Below are 16,583 nucleotides of genomic sequence, written 5' to 3'. Positions count from 1 at the left end.
GAGGTCTTCCCATGATCAACGTGACCAATCGTACCAATATTAACATGCGGTTTTGTTCGTTCAAACTTGCTCTTCGCCATTTGAGCTCTCCATTTTCCGTCCAAGCCAAGGACTAAGTTAAAAATTAATTACCAACCTGAAATTACGCGTATTTCTTTTGAATCTCCAAAGCAACAGCTGAAGGCACAGGCTCGTAATGATCAAACTGCATTGTATACTGCGCACGCCCCTGACTCATAGAGCGAAGAGTATTCACATAACCAAACATATTTGCCAAAGGAACCATTGCATTCACAACCGTTGCAATGCCGCGCGCTTCAGTTCCTGAAATCTGTCCCCGACGAGAATTGAGATCACCAATAACATCACCAACATAATCATCTGGTGTAACAACTTCCACCTTCATGATCGGTTCAAGAAGCTGTGCACCAGCCTTCTTTGCCCCATCACGAAAAGCCGCACGAGCAGCAATCTCAAAAGCCAAAACCGAAGAATCAACATCGTGATAGCCACCATCAATGAGAGTCGCTTTTACACCAAGCATAGGAAAGCCCGCAAGAGGACCTGACCCCATAACACTCTCAATCCCTTTTTGGACACCGGGAATATATTCTTTAGGAACAGCACCACCAACAATCTTTGACTCAAAAATAAAGTCATCACCATCATGAGGCTCAAAAACAATTTTCACACGAGCAAATTGACCTGCACCACCCGATTGTTTCTTATGCGTATAATCAATTTCCGCCATTTTAGTAATTGACTCACGATAAGCAACTTGAGGCTGCCCAACATTTGCTTCAACCTTAAACTCACGCCGCATACGATCAACAATAATATCAAGATGAAGCTCACCCATTCCAGCTATAATAGTCTGACCAGATTCCTCATCCGATTTAACACGAAATGAAGGATCTTCGGCTGCTAGACGGTTAAGAGCAATACCCATTTTTTCTTGATCTGCTTTTGTCTTCGGTTCAATTGCAATCTCAATAACAGGCTCTGGAAATTCCATCCTCTCCAAAATAACAGGCTTCAAAGGATCACAAAGAGTATCCCCTGTTGTCGTCTCCTTAAGTCCTGCAAGAGCAACAATATCACCAGCAAATGCTTCTTCAATATCCTCACGAGAATTTGAATGCATTTGAAGCATACGCCCCAAACGCTCTTTTTTCTTTTTCACAGTATTCTCAAGAGAAATACCTTTCTGAACTTTACCTGAGTAAATACGACAGAACGTCAATGAACCAACAAAAGGATCATTCATAATTTTAAAAGCAAGCATAGATAACGGAGCATCATCAGAAGATTCGCGTGTCGTCTCAGCCTCATTCTTTACATCAACACCCTTAATCGCCGGAATATCAATTGGAGAAGGAAGATAGGAAACAACAGCATCCAAAAGTGGCTGCACCCCCTTGTTTTTAAAAGCCGTACCACAAAGAACCGGATGAAACTGAACTTCTACTGTCCCCCTACGAATGAGAGAAACAAGCTGCTCGTTGGTTGGCATAACACCTTCCAAATAAGCCTCTGTCGCAGCTTCATCAACCTCCACAGCCATCTCAATCAATTTCTCGCGATATTCTTCAGCTTTCTCCTTTAACTCAGAGGGAATTTCACTTATCACTGCCGAGGCACCAATAGAACCATCCCACTTTAAAGCCTTCATTTCTACAAGATCAACAACTCCTTCAAAGTCATTTTCAGCACCAATCGGCAACTGCAAAACAAGCGCTTTAGCACCTAACCGAGAACCAACCATCTCCACACTACGATAGAAGTCAGCTCCTATTTTGTCCATTTTATTAACAAAAACCATACGAGGCACGCGATACTTCTCAGCTTGCCGCCAAACAGTTTCCGTTTGAGGCTCCACACCAGCATTTGCATCCAACAAGGCTATTGCACCATCAAGAACACGCAAAGAGCGCTCAACTTCAATCGTAAAATCAACGTGCCCTGGCGTATCAATAATATTAAAGCGACGCTTCCGACCGTCTTGCCCTTCCCAAAATGTCGTTGTCGCAGCAGACGTAATCGTAATACCACGCTCCTGCTCCTGCTCCATCCAATCCATTGTAGAAGCCCCATCATGGGTCTCGCCAATTTTATGATTCTTACCGGTATAGAACAGAATACGTTCAGTCATCGTAGTTTTACCAGCATCAATATGCGCCATAATACCAAAATTACGATAATCTTCAATTTTATATTCGCGAGCCATTATATTTGCCTTAGTTTAAAACTTCTACCAGCGATAGTGAGAAAAAGCACGATTAGCTTCAGCCATACGATGAACATCTTCACGCTTCTTCACGGCAGAACCACGATTATTAGCCGCATCCATCAATTCACCAGATAAACGCTCAACCATCGTCGTTTCATTTCGACCACGTGCCGCCGCAATCAACCAACGAATAGCAAGAGCCTGACGACGATCAGGACGAACATCAATCGGAACTTGATAAGTAGCGCCACCAACACGGCGTGAACGAACCTCAATATGAGGAGCAATATTCTCTAAAGCTCGATGAAATAGAGCCACAGGATCTGTTTTTACTCTTTTTTCCACAGAATCGAGCGCACCATAAACAATACGCTCTGCAACTGATTTTTTACCATCAAACATAATGGCATTCATAAATTTCATAATAACCAAATCACCAAATTTGGGATCTGGATTAATCTCACGCTTTTCTGCTCTATGACGACGGGACATTAGCTTTGTCTCTCAATATTATTTTGGACGCTTTGCGCCATACTTTGAACGACGCTGTTTACGATTCTTGACACCCTGCGTATCAAGTAAACCACGAATAATGTGATAACGAACTCCTGGCAAATCTTTCACACGACCACCACGAATCATTACAACAGAGTGCTCTTGAAGATTATGTCCCTCTCCAGGAATATAACCAATTACCTCAAATCCATTCGTCAAGCGAATTTTAGCAACTTTACGAAGAGCAGAATTAGGTTTCTTCGGTGTTGTTGTATAAACACGCGTACAGACACCACGCTTCTGCGGATTCGACTGCAGAGCAGGAACCTTATTACGTTTAACTGGCGCCACACGCGGCTTGCGAATCAACTGGTTTACGGTAGGCATGCAACCTTCCTCTTTTCGATCTACATTCGTCTCACCCAATCGGGCTTTTCTATTTTTATTTCTATCCACCCCAACAGAATCGGAACAGATATCTAAGTCTATACACAAAATCGGGCACACCTGCAAAAAACAGTTTACCCGACCATAAGCAGAGAAGGCAATAGCCTTTTGCACTAGCATTTGCTTTTAATCTTCTTAACACCTGTGAATGATCCGGTTCATATCCAAAACACCTGATTACATTCACATCGGTTATATCCATCTCTAATAGCGAGAACACGTACATTCGTCAAGAACTAAACAGCAGAAAGTTTTTAAAAATGAAAATAAATTAAATTTTAAAACTTTAAATTTGCTTTTACCGCTACTCTTGATAAATCAATTTACCATAGTAATATCCCCTATAAACAAAAAAACAGCGATGTGACTGTAGTAAACATAAATGCAATAAATTGAATTGCATATTGGATATCTAATGATGAGCGCCATGAAAATAGCAACGTGGAATATTGCCGGGATAAAAGCACGACATGAAACATTATGTCAATGGCTGCAGCAAAGCCAGCCGGACATAGTCTGTTTACAGGAAATTAAAAGTATCGATGAAAATTTTCCACGCGATGCAATTGAAAGTTTAGGTTACCATATAGAAACACACGGACAAAAAAGTTTTAATGGCGTTGCGATTCTCTCTAAAAAAACACCAGATGAAGTGATCCGTCGATTACCAGGCAATGATAATGATAAACAAACACGTTACATTGAAGCTGTTTATTCAACAAACAAAGGTGTTGTTCGTGTTGCATCTCTCTATTTGCCAAATGGGAATCCTATTGAGAGTGAAAAATATTCCTATAAGATAGAATGGATGGAAAGATTATATACACATGCAAAATCATTGCTTGCGTATGAAGAACCTCTTATTCTAGCAGGTGATTATAATGTCATCCCCACTCCATTAGATGCAAAAAAACCTCAAGAATGGTATCAAGATGCCTTATTTCTTCAAGAAACAAGAAAAGCATTCCAACGTATTCTCCATTTAGGTTTTTATGATGCTATCCGGAATGTCACCGATACTCCCTCCTTCAGTTTTTGGGATTTTCAGGCAGGTGCTTGGCCTAAGAATAATGGGATTCGCATTGATCATTTATTATTATCACCAGAAGCTGTTGATCAATTAATTTGCGCTCATAGCCAAACAGAAGTAAGGGGATATCAAAAACCATCCGACCACGTTCCTGTTTGGATTAACCTTAATATCAATTAAGAAAGTAAAATCCTCATTTCATGAGACAACAAAAAAAATTCCACTCAAAAATAATAACTATGCTACAGCATATAAACAGTATATCTTAAGCAAATAAAATAAAAATAAATGAATGGAGGACATAAATGAAGAAATCATTATTAATGCTTATTGCAGCAACGTCCATTGGATTCTCAAGTTTCGCGCATGCTGAACATGATACTCTTGAAAAAATAAAACGAACAGGTGAAATTACTTTAGGTGTCCGTGAATCATCTGGTTTAGCCTACGCCCTTGGTAATAATAAATATGTAGGCTTTCATACAGAAATGGCAGAACGGATCATTGATGATATCTCAAAAAAAATTGGTAAACCAATTAAAATTCATTATCTTCCCATCACTTCTCAAAATAGAATTCCTCTCTTAAAAAATAAAACCTATGATTTTGAGTGCGGCTCAACAACACATGATATTGCCCGCAGTAAAGAAGCAGCATTTGCTTATACGACATACATTGAAGAGGTTCGGATTGCTGTAAAGAAAAACTCTAACATTAAATCTCTTGAGGATTTAAATGGAAAAACAGTTGCAACGACCACCGGTACAACATCTGTTCAACTTATTCGTAAAAATAAACGTGCAAAAAACATTCAGTTTAAAGTTTTAAAGGGGAAAGATCACGGAGATAGTTTTTTATTATTAGAATCTGGTAAGGCAGATGCTTTTGTCATGGACGCTTCAATTCTTGCTGGACATATTGCTAAATCAAAGAATCCATCTGATTATGTCATTCTTGATACTGTACTTTCAGTCGAACCTATTGCCTGTATGCTCAGATTAAATGACAAAAAATTTGAACAAACAATCAACGATAGTATTGTACGTCAGATTAAAGATGAATCACTGGAAAAGCTTTATAATAAGTGGTTTATGAAACCGATCCCACCTGCTAACACTGTTATGAACCTTCCCTTGTCAAAACAAACAAGATATGCTTGGGATCACCCAAATAATAAGCCTCGAGAAAGCTACGCAGAAAAAGATTTATAGAATTTAATAAAGAAGAACCACACTCTTTTGAAATTGAGTGTGGTTTATATTTTAATTCACTTTTTAATAAATCTGGACTATGTAGATGCGCGTGGTTTATTGTCCTATTTGTGAATGACTAATTTGAGGGAATATCAATTAATGGACTTTTCTTTCCTTTGTAGAGATGACCTTACTCAAACATTGGTAACAGGATGCTTGGGAACTCCCGGCGTGAGCCATACCTATTTAGATACACTTCTCGATGGCTTTAAAAATACGGTTATATTGTCTATCACTTCACTTATATTAGCTGTATTGTGTGGTGTTGTTATAGGAACAATGCGCACTTTACCCAAAACATCCATAATCAATTATATATTTCGCACTATCGGTACTATTTGGGTAGAGATTATGCGTAATATTCCCCTCCTTGTACAAGTGTTTTTGTGGTATTTTGTTGTTCCGAAGATTTATCCACCAGCGATGAAATTTTCCCCCATTCTCTTGATAACATGCGCATTGGGATTCTTTACATCTGCACGCATTGCTGAACAGGTTCGTTCAGGCATTGAAGCGATTCCTTCTGGACAACGCTATGCTGCTATGGCAATGGGGTTTACAACTTATCAAAGTTATCGCTATATTATACTACCACGTGCTATACGTGCAATTATGCCACCTCTTACTTCAGAAGCAATGGGGATTGTGAAAAATTCGTCTATAGCATTCGCCGTTTCAATAAATGAGCTCATGCAATTTCAATACCAAGCAATTGAAGAGGTAAGCCATGTTTACGAAAATTATTTACTTGTTACGATCCTTTATATTCTAATAGCCTTATTCGTATTCATTGTGATGACAGTCATTGAACAAATACTCAAAATTCCTAATTTTCAAACAAAGGGAAATTGAATATGATGAATTTCATAAGCTCTCAGTTTGGACTTTATTTTCCTTTCAATTTTTCCGACTTTGATTTTTCCTTTTTTACCTTTGATGTATTTCGTTCTTACATTTTATCAGGTTTACTCTTTAGCGTTTTTCTAACTCTTTTTGCAACGGTATTGGGGTTTGTTTTCGGCACACTTTTAGCAATGATGCGCCTTTCTTCCATAAAACTTCTTTCTTGGTTTGCAATCAGTTACATAACAGCTATGCGTTCAATACCACTTGTGATGGTTATCTTATGGTTTTTCGTGCTTCTGCCTTTTTTAACTGGTATATCCATTGGTGCAAATAAATCAGCACTCATTACCTTTACCGCATTTGAAACGGCTTATTTTGCTGAGATTATGCGTGCTGGAATCAATTCAGTTCCGCAAGGACAAAAATATGCAGGACAAGCTCTTGGAATGACATATTGGCAAAGTATGTACATTGTCATTCTTCCTCAAGCCTTTAGAGATATGCTTCCAGTCTTTTTAACACAAGTTATTATCCTTTTTCAGGATACAACCCTTGTTTATGCCATCAGTGGTCATAGCCTTTTGAATGGTTTTGATATTGCTGCTAATAATTTTGGTGTAAAGCAAGAAGCTTATATCTTAGCAGCTATTTTCTATTTTGTTATCTGTTTTACACTGTCACAAATAGTTTTGTATTTACAAAAAAAAGTATCCATTATTCGCTAACAGGAAAAAAAATGTCTACTCATATGATCGAAATAAAAAATGTTTCTAATTGGTATGGCGAAATTAAAGTCCTTAAAAACTGTACAACCAATATTAATAAAGGAGAAGTCGTTGTCGTTTGTGGTCCATCAGGCTCAGGAAAGTCAACACTCATTAAAACTATTAACGCTCTCGTCCCTTTTCAAAAAGGTGAAATTTGGATTAATGGAATACCTGTTCATTCAAAAAAAACGAATCTGCCTAAATTGCGAAGTCAGGTAGGAATGGTGTTTCAACACTTCGAGCTTTTCCCCCATTTATCTGTCACAGAAAATTTGACAATTGCACAAATCAAAGTCCTAAAACGAAGCAAAAAAGAAGCACTTGAACGTGGATTGTTATATCTTGAGCGCGTTGGCCTCATTGAACACAAAGATAAATATCCTGGTCAACTTTCTGGAGGGCAACAACAACGTGTTGCTATTGCACGTGCCTTAACTATGGATCCACTTGTCATGCTTTTTGATGAACCAACATCTGCTCTAGATCCTGAAATGGTAGGTGAAGTACTCGATGTCATGATTAGCTTAGCAGAAGAAGGTATGACGATGATTTGTGTAACCCATGAAATGGGATTTGCGCAAAAAGTCTCTGAGCGTGTTATTTTCATAGATCAAGGAACAATTCTTGAAGACTGTTCATCTAAAGAGTTTTTTTCTGATCCGCAAGCAAGAAAACCGAGAACGCAAGAATTTTTGTCTAAAATCTTAAGTCATTAGCCATTAGATTATCAAAAAAAATCTATCTTTACTATGAACTTGTATACAAGAAAACAGAGTTTAATATAAGATGAGAGAATGTAAAAATATTACAATCAGATGTTTAAAAACTGTTATTCTTTAAAATCTCAGCAACCAGTGAAATTGCTGTACGTCTCTCAGATTCATTACAAAGAGCAAAAGCCTGTTCTTGCAAAGGATGAATCCAATTTTTGTCTTTTACGTTAGCTTTTTCATAGGCAGCAGTTAACATTGCTGCCCCACGGACAATTTTTCCTTCTTGAAGCAGTATATTTCCAAGCATTGCTTGGGCAGAAGGATTTCCTTTTTTTGCTGAAAGTTGAAACCATCGTGCTGCTTGTATAAGATTCTTCTCCCTTCCCTCTCCCTTTAAAAATATTTTTCCTAAATGATACTGAGCTTTAGGATTTCCATAGTTTACCGCAGCCTGCATATAAAGATGAGCAGCATAAGAAGGATCAGGTTTCACAGGTGATTGAGGAATACCTTTTTTTATATATCTCGCAAGTTTAACCAATGCATCAGAAACATAACTTTCATCCTCTGAACCAAGATCAGCACCTTTTTCAACAATATATGCAAAAAAATTATATGCCTTATAATCATTTTTAGGGACACCATCACCGTTGGCATAGATAGAGCCAAGTTTCCAATTCGCACCAATATGGCCTCTCTTAGCTGCACAACGTAATGCTGCAATAGCCTGATTTATATGCCCATTTTTATAAGCAGACATGCCACGTTTAAAAAAATAAAACGAACCATCATTCGCTTCTTGCAAGCTATTGACATCTATTACATAAACAGTCGAAAAGAATCCCCCTAAAATCACAACAATCGTGACTTTTTTCCATATCTGAAACCTATTAACCATTTCCCCCCCTATCTCAATTTTAATGATTATATCTGTTACAAATTTCTTTGTAGATATTTAAACTCTTTTTCTTAGTAAGAAGCATACGCGATTTTAAAGTAAAAATTTTAAAAGAAAAGACAAATAGATAAAAATCATCCAAAATGTTCGATAAAATTAAGTATCCATTTTTATATACAACAAATTGATTTTTAAATATAAATCATCATTCTATATTTTGTAACACATCCTTTAACATTCTAAGCTTTATCGATCTTAAAATTTTATACGTATGAGTAAAAATCGTTCAATAAAATAACGTGTATTAAACAGCAACTTGAGAATGAAGAGAATACATGATGAATGGTAAGCGTTTAAATATAAAAAACAATACGAAAGATGGATAAATATAATGATGATAGTTAACTTATAACTTCACGACTGCCTTACCACCTTAAAGATGAAGTTTTTTGTCTCCGTCAATCTATAAACAATACAAGCTTTTTGTTTAACGGATTGCACCTGACATCATTTCACATGGGGTTACTTCATACTTTACACACAAGTTCTAACTCAGAATACTCACCACTACATACAAAAAAATACCACATGTGTAATTTTACATGCCTTATATTGCTACTCTAAATGATGATATTTTACAGAAATAAAACAATGTTTTGATTTATAATGATAATTTACCTTTTTGCATATTGAATGAGGACCTCGAATATCGTAAGATTCTCTCATTCCAAACCTGTTCCAGGTTAAATCAATCAAAACCATCCGCTTGCACATTACAAACAGAGAGAGCTATGTGGATAAAAACTCTGTGTAAGAAAGAACTAAAAATGCCTCTTACGAACAGTTTGAGCTAAGGGTTGTCCGGATATTGGACAGAATGGTGCCCCCCCGGCGCTTGTTACTTCACAAGCATAAAGAAGGGAAGCTCAATGGATTTACCGTTATACCACTCATGATCTACGTCGTGGAATAGGCTTGGATGCCTTAAAAGATGTCTCTTTAATGATAAACATAAAACAATGGATTTCAGTAGAGATTTTATGATCGTTCATGAAAAACTAACAAAAGAAAAAGTTTCTTTAAAGAAGATCTATACTAGCCCTACTGGTATGCAATTATCTATCAAAAAAATAAAAAGTTGAAATCAATCTAACCGCTCTAAAGCAACAAATATTTTTTTCTGCGCTGCACGCAGTTCTACAACCCTGTTCCGCTCACGCTCAACAATTTCTGCTTTTGCATTTGCTATAAATTGGGGGTTATTTAACTTAAGCGATATTTTTTCAATATCTTGTTCAATTTTACTGACATCCTTCCTCAAACGAACACGTTCAGCCTCCAAATCAATCAACTGTCCTAATGGTAAACAAAAAACAGCCTCTCCCAAAATCATTTGTGCCGATACTTCCGGAACTTTATCAGAGAAATCAATAACTTCAATACGCGCTAATTTTTTAAGAAGTGCATCATAACGCTTCACACGCTCTCGCGTTACTTCCCCTCCTTCGACAACAACAAGAGGTGCTTGTGTCGCCACTGGAATATTCATTTCAAAACGTACAGACCGAATCCCCGTGACGACATCAATAAGCCAATTAATATCATCAGCAGCTTCTTCATCTATCAATGTTTCCTCTGGCCATTTTGTCAATGCGAGCATATCCTCACGCTTGATGGCTTGCGTTTCTGTAAGAGACCACAACTCTTCCGTCATATAAGGCATAAAAGGATGAAGAAGTTTATAAACCTCATCTAAAACCCAAGCAGTACAAGCTTGAGCCTCATTTTTAGCATCTTCATTTTCCCCCTGAAAAATAGGTTTGAGAAGCTCCAAATACCAATCACATAATGTATTCCAAATGAAACGGTAAAGAGTGGCAGCTGACTCATTAAATTTATAGTGTTCAATACCAGTCGTAACCGCTGAAATTGTTTTAGATAACTCTGTTAAAATCCAACGATTAAGCGCCAATTTTGCTTGTTCTGGTTTAAAAGCTGGATCATGCTTCACACCATTCATCTGTGCAAATCGGGTAGCATTCCACAATTTCGTAGCAAAATTACGATAACCAGCAATACGGGAAACATCAAGTTTTACATCACGACCTTGTGCTGCCATAATAGCTAAAGTAAACCGAAGTGCATCAGCACTATATTGATCAATAAGCTCTAAGGGATCAATAATATTTCCCTTTGATTTTGACATCTTTGCACCCTTTTGATCCCGCACAAGAGCATGCACATAAACCGTTGGGAAAGGAACGTCACCCATAAAGTGAAGTCCCATCATCATCATACGAGCAACCCAGAAAAAAATAATATCAAATCCTGTCACAGATAAAGATGTTGGGTAAAAAGTAGATAATTCAGTCGTTTTATTTGGCCATCCTAATGTTGAAAAAGGCCAAAGAGCTGATGAAAACCAAGTATCTAAAACATCCGGATCACGGATTAATTCAACAACCTCACCATAATGAGCAAAAGCTGAATCTAAAGCCTCTTTTTCACTTTTTTCAACAAAAACCGTTCCATCAGGACCATACCAAGCAGGAATCTGATGTCCCCACCATAATTGGCGAGAAATGCACCAAGGTTGAATATTTTCCATCCAATTGAAGTACGTCTTTTTCCAGTTATCGGGAACGAACTGCGTTTTGCCTTGTTGAACAGCCTCTATCGCTGGCTTTGCTAATTCAGCAGCATGAACATACCATTGATCTGTCAAAAAAGGCTCAATAGGGACACCACTGCGATCTCCATGAGGAACCATATGGGTATGATCATCAACAGAAGATAAATATCCCTGTTCTTCCATCAAAGAAACAATCTTCTGGCGAGCAACAAAACGATCAGATTTATCGAGATTTTCTACTAACATTTTTAATTCATCTGATAAAATCAAACCATCGAAAAATGCTTCATTTTTACGAAGAAAAATCTCGGCTTGCTGGGTAAAAATATTGATCAAGCGTAAATGATTACGCTGTCCTACTTCAAAGTCATTAAAGTCATGAGCTGGTGTGATTTTTACAGCACCACTTCCAGCTTCAGGATCAGCATGGCTATCACCAACAATTAATAACCTACGACCAACAAGCGGCAAAAGAGCATTTTTACCGATAAGATTTTTATAACGCTCATCTTCAGGATTAACAGCAATTCCTGTATCACCAAGCATTGTTTCTGGTCGTGTTGTCGCCACTGTTATAAAAGTTGTCGCATCATTTGGATCAAAAATTTTACCTTCAAGTGGATATCTAAAGTGCCACAAACGTCCTTGAACTTCTTTTTGCTCAACTTCAAGATCTGAAATAGCTGTCAACAATTTAGGATCCCAATTGACGAGGCGCTTATCCCTATATATCAACCCTTGCTTATAAAGCGTGACAAAGACTTCACGAACCGCCTGCGACAACCCCTCATCCATTGTAAACCGCTCACGCGACCAATCACATGAAACCCCAAGGCGACGCAACTGGTTTGCAATAACGCCTCCAGTTTCATAACGCCATTCCCAAATACGCTCAATAAACTTTTCTCTCCCCATTTCTTGACGCGTTGGCTCTTGGCGTTCTGCAAGTTGACGCTCCACTACCATTTGCGTAGCAATCCCAGCATGATCCATACCAGGCTGCCACAACACATTTCTGCCACGCATCCGCTGAAATCTAACTATTATATCTTGAATTGTCGTATTGAGCGCATGCCCCATATGAAGTGAGCCCGTAACATTAGGAGGAGGAAGCATAACGCAAAAAGGTTCTGCACCGCTTTTAGAACCAGCTCCCGCTTTAAAAGCCCCACGAGTCTCCCATCTCTTTGCAACCCGTTGCTCTATAGAGGCAGCATCATAGTTTTTTTCTAACATTCTATCCATCCATAACGCCGCTGAAAAACACAATATATGATCAAAACCTGATCAGAATCTCGTGAATCTCAGCCATTCACTAGAGAGCTCGCAAAATCGCAAACAAAATTCTCATAAAATGAAAAACATAAAAATAATGTAAAAATAATTAAGACGATTTTTTAATCGCCTTCATAATCTCTTCACGCAAAATATCTTCCAGCAAAATAGGCAATTTAGACTGTAACCATTCTGCTATAGCAGGACGCAACACATCCTTTGCAATCTTTTCTGCAGAAGAAATACAATATGCAGACAATTCCACATGACCATCCCTTCCAGCATCTGACTGTGATTTCCTTATCTCATCTTCATATTCTTTTGCTTTATAAACAGAATTCCGTTCTTCAGAAGAAAGCTTCATCTTTTGCATATCCATACCAACTGTATTATTTTCTGCCTCTATATCCTCTTTCTCTTGCGTTATCTTCCCTCCTTGATTTTCAGAAGAAAGACCAATACGATCAGCTAAAGCTTTCATAGCATCATCAACCGATAAGGTTGTATCATAAATACCCTCGGATGCCACTTCTGAAGCATTCACTGCAACATCTTCATTTAAAAAGTGATCAGATTGAACCGCATTTTCTTCGATTATTTCACGAATAGATGTTAAAATTTCATCCATACTTGGCTCACGTAACACGCTTGAACTCTGTACCATACTTTACAACCTCTCAAAGACGCAACAACAAATAGAATCATATTTTCAGTGTATGCAAAAGAATTATAAGATCAACATGCCTCCTACGATATTTTCAAATATGCTTGTCATAAAGAGGGCGCTACACACAGTTTTCTACACTTATAAAAATAATATCTCGCCGCAATATCTTTCAACATATTCAACTGTTGATTTACTAAGCTTTTAAAAACTAAAATAATTTAATAAGATTCAAAGAGATACTTTTATGTATTATCGGATATATTTAATTGTTTTTAAACCTAAATAACTTGCAGTCAATTTACCAATAGAAGATTGAACACTATAGCTCGCCACAACAGCATTACGCTCTGCCATTGCAAGCGCAATCTGAGCATTAATCAATAGAGTACGAGAATTTAAAACATCCAGCGTCGTTGCTTGCCCTACGAGATTTTCTTGAACACGACCTTTCAGAGCAATTTCAGCAGCACGAACACTTTCACGGTAAGCAACAACAGATGAGCGTGCGCCCTCCAACTGAAACCAAGCAGAAGTAAGTGCTTGTCGCGTATTACTATGCGCCAAATCGAGTTGAAGCTGCGCCTGTCCAAGCTGTTCCCTTGATTGGCGAATTTGCGCAGACGTACGCCCTCCTTCAAAGATTGGGACACTTACTGACAACACTATCGATTTAGAAATGCCATCTTCTCCAACCCCGCTGTAGATTCGATTATAAGATGCAGTTGCAGAAAAATCAACTTTAGGGAGCAACGCCCCTTCTTTCGCCTTTACATTATAAACACTCGCATCGACTAAATATTTAGCATAAAGGATTGCTGGATGCATCACAACGCTCATTTGGTAAGCCATATCAAGGTTGACGGGAAAATCTTTGGCTACAGGTGGGCGTTTTAACTTTTCAGGATCAGAACCAATAACTTGTCGATACACTGCCTCTGCTGCTTTTACATCAGCACGAGCAAGACTCAGCTCTGAAACCGCCACGGAACGTGCAGCTTGAGCTTGAGCAAGATCAACATGCCCTCCTTCACCCACATCAAATTTTGCTTTATTGGAACGAACTTGTTCCTCAAGAGCTGCCAAATTTTCTCTCCGAAGATCGGCAACACGACGTGCGTGATAGACATTAGCATAAGCGGTTACCGCCTCCAGAAACGTATTTTGTTCAACATTACGAAGATATTCACGCTGAGCCTGCAACTTAACTTGAGCTGAAGAAAAGATATTTTGCGTGATAAAACCATCAAATAATCTTTGATTTAATCTCACTCCTATAGATCCAGAAGTGACATAAGGACCTGTAAAAGACTTATTGCGCCCATAGTTCCCAACTCCCTCAACTTGTGGCAATAGCCCCGATCGCGCAATGACAACATCATCACTGGATATACGCACAGCTGCACGTTCACTATTCAACTTAGCATTATATTTATAAGCCTTAGAAAAGGCATCCATCAATGTTTCAGCACAAACAGCCTCTGATAGAAAAACACTCAACACCAGCAATAAACACGCCTGAAACTTCTTGTTTACTCTAAACATAATACACACAATAACAAACCCCAAATAAATTACAAAATTATCTTTTATTCACAAAACAAACAAGCACTAAAACACAAAACCAGGTGTTTTGAAAAAACAAGGAAGAGGCTTTACAGCGAGGTTAAAAGCACGACGAGCCGAGATGATCCCATCTTCTTTTATATAGATTTGTGCAACAGCAGCATTTCCATGCCCTTCAACCACAACAAGACGTCCACAGTCTTTCATTTGATCAAAGATACCTTGAGGAATAAAATCAACAGATCCCTCAATGAAAATCACGTCATAAGGTCCCTCAACGGCATATCCTTTCTCTAATGGACCATGAACGACAACCACATTATCACATTGATTCCGTTCTAAAGCTTCAAGAGCACGTTCAAAGAGAGATTTATCACTTTCCAGCGCAATCACAGACCCTGCAAGTTTTGCAAGCAACGCTGCACAATAACCACTATTTGCACCAATGTCTAAAACAACATCTGATGATTTTACAGCGGCAAGCTGTAGTAATTTCGCTAGAGACGCAGGTTTCATCAAATAGCGTGCAGGAACCCCATCTTGCACTGGACATAGAACAATATCAGTATCAAGATAACTTAACACTTTCATATCTTCCGATACAAAATCTTCACGAGATACCGTTAAAAAGGCTTCAAGAACTGATAAATCCGTTACATCGACTGTACGAATTTGATTGTCAACCATTTTGCGACGAAGCTCAGCAAAATCTGCAACCATAACGAATATTTTCTCCTAACCTACAAAAAACAAACAAAACAACGACAACAAGGGACGAAGATCTCTTAAACTATGGGTGTTAGAAAAAAGGATGCTACAGTCAACAATTAGATTTTAACTGTATAATCTCTCATACAAAAGTGTCTTCACAAGAATAGAGGGAAATAATCTATTTTCCTATACCTCATCTCCCCTAAAAGCCGTTTCGTTTAAAATCGGCTGGAGGCCTCGCCCGGAATCGAACCGGGATACAAGGATTTGCAGTCCTCTGCGTAACCATTCCGCCACGAGGCCTCGTCAACAAACATAAAGGTTTCAATAAGGGAAGGCAACGCATCCGTCAAGGTGTAGAAATATTCTCTCGCCTTTTTTCCTCTTATTACACAATTTATCATATTTTTTTTAAAAAAGTAATTTTATCCTTTGCAAATCAGTATTGCTTTGCTATAGCCTTTTCAATTAAATGATTGGGCACCGTTCCCCGGTAGCTCAGCGGTAGAGCAACCGGCTGTTAACCGGTTGGTCGCTGGTTCGAATCCGGCCCGGGGAGCCACTTCTTTTTTTTTTATTAAAAATAACTTATTAATTTTAAATATCTTTTTTAAGGTACGGGGTGTGTAGATAAAAGTACGGGAATAGGATTTTCTGCTATTCCTCTATAGGAGTCCTCTTTTTTCGTCGATTTTCTCGAAAAATTTTTTTAGTTTTGCTAAATCTTCTTGTGAAAAATTCTCTAAGTTTCTAACAAACATACCAATAATTTCACCGCGAAATGGGTCTGAAGATTTGATTGTAAAACTCTTGCGACATGCATAGGCTTCTTTTTTTAAGAGAGAAGCCTTCTCTTTATCTAAACCATAAAGCTCTATGATCTTTTCCTCCAGTCCTGCAGGAACAGATTTTTTGCCAATCTCGACAGAAGATAAAAATGCTACAGATATGTCTAATTTCTTAGCCATATCTAAAAGGCGTTCGGAGTGATCAATGCGAAGTTTCCGTAAAATTTTACCAAAAGATGTAACCATATAAAAAGTCCTATTAGAGAAG

At 38.1% G+C, this 16,583-nt stretch carries 14 protein-coding genes, 2 tRNA genes and 1 pseudogene; 6 read left to right on the top strand and 11 right to left on the bottom strand.

From position 1 onward, the window contains the following. The 4 genes and pseudogenes from ACFIL2_RS06445 to rpsL form a co-directional block, all read right to left on the bottom strand. Positions 1 to 80: pseudogene (locus ACFIL2_RS06445) on the bottom strand (elongation factor Tu); the annotation flags it as partial. A gap of 62 nt (positions 81 to 142) precedes the next feature. Continuing rightward, positions 143 to 2,227, bottom strand: coding sequence for an elongation factor G (gene fusA / locus ACFIL2_RS06440; RefSeq protein ID WP_375632905.1), 2,085 nt, complete (start codon positions 2,225 to 2,227; stop codon positions 143 to 145). Between the two features lie 24 nt (positions 2,228 to 2,251). Then, positions 2,252 to 2,722, bottom strand: coding sequence for a 30S ribosomal protein S7 (gene rpsG / locus ACFIL2_RS06435; RefSeq protein WP_375632907.1), 471 nt, complete (start codon positions 2,720 to 2,722; stop codon positions 2,252 to 2,254). A gap of 18 nt (positions 2,723 to 2,740) precedes the next feature. Continuing rightward, positions 2,741 to 3,112 carry a 30S ribosomal protein S12 gene (rpsL, locus tag ACFIL2_RS06430; RefSeq protein WP_005773262.1) on the bottom strand — a complete coding sequence of 124 codons (372 nt, stop codon included), beginning with the start codon at positions 3,110 to 3,112 and terminating at the stop codon, positions 2,741 to 2,743. 487 nt (positions 3,113 to 3,599) lie between these two features. Here rpsL and xth point away from each other — a divergent pair, with 487 nt between their 5' ends. The 5 genes from xth to ACFIL2_RS06405 all read left to right on the top strand — a co-directional run bounded on the left by xth (position 3,600) and on the right by ACFIL2_RS06405 (position 7,784). Further along, on the top strand, positions 3,600 to 4,382 hold the full coding sequence (gene xth, locus ACFIL2_RS06425; RefSeq protein WP_375634813.1) for an exodeoxyribonuclease III: 783 nt from the start codon (positions 3,600 to 3,602) through the stop codon (positions 4,380 to 4,382). A gap of 125 nt (positions 4,383 to 4,507) precedes the next feature. Further along, positions 4,508 to 5,413, top strand: a complete 906-nt coding sequence (locus ACFIL2_RS06420) for a transporter substrate-binding domain-containing protein (protein WP_375634815.1) — start codon at positions 4,508 to 4,510, stop codon at positions 5,411 to 5,413. Positions 5,414 to 5,554: 141 nt separating this feature from the next. Then, a complete protein-coding gene (locus ACFIL2_RS06415; RefSeq protein WP_375637027.1) occupies positions 5,555 to 6,307 on the top strand; it encodes an amino acid ABC transporter permease in 753 nt (250 codons plus the stop codon). Between the two features lie 2 nt (positions 6,308 to 6,309). After that, positions 6,310 to 7,026 carry an amino acid ABC transporter permease gene (locus ACFIL2_RS06410; RefSeq protein ID WP_375621443.1) on the top strand — a complete coding sequence of 239 codons (717 nt, stop codon included), beginning with the start codon at positions 6,310 to 6,312 and terminating at the stop codon, positions 7,024 to 7,026. 11 nt (positions 7,027 to 7,037) lie between these two features. Then, entirely contained in the window at positions 7,038 to 7,784 is a 747-nt protein-coding gene (locus ACFIL2_RS06405) for an amino acid ABC transporter ATP-binding protein (protein ID WP_273791447.1), read from the top strand. Positions 7,785 to 7,887: 103 nt separating this feature from the next. Here the strand turns inward: ACFIL2_RS06405 and ACFIL2_RS06400 are convergent, their stop codons facing one another. The 6 genes from ACFIL2_RS06400 to ACFIL2_RS06375 form a co-directional block, all read right to left on the bottom strand. Then, on the bottom strand, positions 7,888 to 8,679 hold the full coding sequence (locus ACFIL2_RS06400) for a tetratricopeptide repeat protein (protein ID WP_375618569.1): 792 nt from the start codon (positions 8,677 to 8,679) through the stop codon (positions 7,888 to 7,890). A 1,144-nt stretch (positions 8,680 to 9,823) separates the two neighbouring features. Further along, the gene (locus tag ACFIL2_RS06395) at positions 9,824 to 12,547 is read right to left on the bottom strand and encodes a valine--tRNA ligase (RefSeq protein ID WP_375640147.1); all 2,724 of its coding nucleotides are present in this window, start codon (positions 12,545 to 12,547) and stop codon (positions 9,824 to 9,826) included. 148 nt (positions 12,548 to 12,695) lie between these two features. Next, positions 12,696 to 13,250 (bottom strand): DUF2497 domain-containing protein, encoded by a 555-nt coding sequence (locus ACFIL2_RS06390; RefSeq protein ID WP_375632919.1) that lies wholly within the window; start codon positions 13,248 to 13,250, stop codon positions 12,696 to 12,698. 252 nt (positions 13,251 to 13,502) lie between these two features. Then, positions 13,503 to 14,795, bottom strand: coding sequence for a TolC family outer membrane protein (locus ACFIL2_RS06385; protein ID WP_375632921.1), 1,293 nt, complete (start codon positions 14,793 to 14,795; stop codon positions 13,503 to 13,505). A 66-nt stretch (positions 14,796 to 14,861) separates the two neighbouring features. Beyond that, positions 14,862 to 15,536, bottom strand: a complete 675-nt coding sequence (locus ACFIL2_RS06380) for a protein-L-isoaspartate O-methyltransferase (protein ID WP_375632626.1) — start codon at positions 15,534 to 15,536, stop codon at positions 14,862 to 14,864. A 220-nt stretch (positions 15,537 to 15,756) separates the two neighbouring features. Beyond that, positions 15,757 to 15,830: transfer RNA gene (locus tag ACFIL2_RS06375), tRNA-Cys, on the bottom strand. A gap of 184 nt (positions 15,831 to 16,014) precedes the next feature. Here ACFIL2_RS06375 and ACFIL2_RS06370 point away from each other — a divergent pair. Then, positions 16,015 to 16,089, top strand: a tRNA-Asn gene (locus tag ACFIL2_RS06370). Between the two features lie 103 nt (positions 16,090 to 16,192). On the opposite strand, the gene ACFIL2_RS06365 is transcribed toward ACFIL2_RS06370, so the two are convergent. Beyond that, on the bottom strand, positions 16,193 to 16,561 hold the full coding sequence (locus tag ACFIL2_RS06365; protein ID WP_375680636.1) for a helix-turn-helix domain-containing protein: 369 nt from the start codon (positions 16,559 to 16,561) through the stop codon (positions 16,193 to 16,195). Positions 16,562 to 16,583 lie beyond the last annotated feature (22 nt).

Origin of the sequence: Bartonella sp. AP30XZML, from assembly GCF_042195945.1 — a bacterium.
Classification (GTDB): domain Bacteria; phylum Pseudomonadota; class Alphaproteobacteria; order Rhizobiales; family Rhizobiaceae; genus Bartonella.
This window is presented reverse-complemented; position numbering and strand designations above follow the sequence as displayed.